Origin of the sequence: Kitasatospora sp. MY 5-36, assembly GCF_001182915.1 — a bacterium.
GTDB lineage: Bacteria > Actinomycetota > Actinomycetes > Streptomycetales > Streptomycetaceae > Kitasatospora.
Window position 1 is genome coordinate 1 of the sequence record NZ_LFVW01001288.1, and the last position, 1,007, is coordinate 1,007.

The window sequence follows — 1,007 nt, forward strand, 5'->3', positions numbered from 1 at the left end:
CGCCATCTCCTGCGCGGACGGCCCGCCGCCGCCCACCGAGGCGGAACTGCGCCCGGCCCTCGCCGAACTCGCCGCCCGCGCCCCGCTGACCAGCGGGCACGACCCGGTCGGCACCCTGCTCGAAGCGGACTGCCGTCCCTGGCCGTACCGTCCGGCCGAGCCGCCGCGACCGGTCCGGGCGCCGGGCAGCGCCCCGCTCCTGGTGATCGGCTCCACCGCCGACCCGGTCACCCCGTACGCCTGGGCCGAGCGGCTCTCCGCCGGGCTGGAGCACGGCGTGCTGCTCACCCGGGAGGGCGACGGGCACACCGCGTACGACAAGAGCGGCTGCGTCCGGGCGGCCGTGACGGCGTTCCTGGTGGACGGGCGGCTGCCGGCGGCGGGCACCCACTGCGGGTCGGACTGAGGGCGGCGGGGGCCGGATGAGCTCGGCGAGGGTCGGCCGGGGACAGCGCGGAGGGGGCGTGCCGCTTTCGCGCGGCACGCCCCCTCCGGGGTCGCGGCCCCCTGGTCAGGAGGTGGGGGCCGTCAGGTCGTAGAAGGTGGTCGAGCCGATGGTCTTCGCGGTGAAGTGGGCGGTCACCCAGGACTCGATCTGGGCGGACTCGCTCTGCTGCCCGCCCTCGCCGCCCGCGCCGCCGCCGAAGCCGCGGCGGGAGCCGCCCGCACCGATGAACCAGTGCACCTTCCCCTCCTGGACGTACTTCTGGAAGCCGGCCAGGGTCAGCGAGGGGTCGGTGCCGTTGAAGCCGCCGAGGGCCATCACCGGTTCGCCGGTGGCGAGTTGGTAGCCTGCCGCGGTCTGCGAGCCGATCGCGGCGGCCGCCCAGGTGTAGTGGTCGGCGCTCTCCTTGAGCATGGCGGCGACCTCGTCGGTCACCTTGGGGCCGTCGAGCAGGCCGCCCATGCCGCCGGGGGGCGGGCCGCCGGCCGTGCCGCCGGTGCTGTTCGTGCCGCCCGTGCCGGTGCCCTCGGGGTCCTGGGCGCCGGGGAGGCCGGTGCCGCCG

General features: G+C 77.3%; 1 protein-coding gene and 1 pseudogene. One reads left to right on the plus strand and one right to left on the minus strand.

What is annotated here, in order from left to right; all coding sequences use genetic code 11:
- Nucleotides 1–406: alpha/beta hydrolase (locus AE652_RS42005; RefSeq protein WP_049661398.1), on the plus strand; the 406-nt coding region annotated here is incomplete at its 5' end.
- A gap of 105 nt (nt 407–511) precedes the next feature.
- Here AE652_RS42005 and AE652_RS42010 read toward each other — a convergent pair.
- Nucleotides 512–1,007 (minus strand): annotated as a pseudogene (locus AE652_RS42010) (glycosyl transferase); the annotation flags it as partial.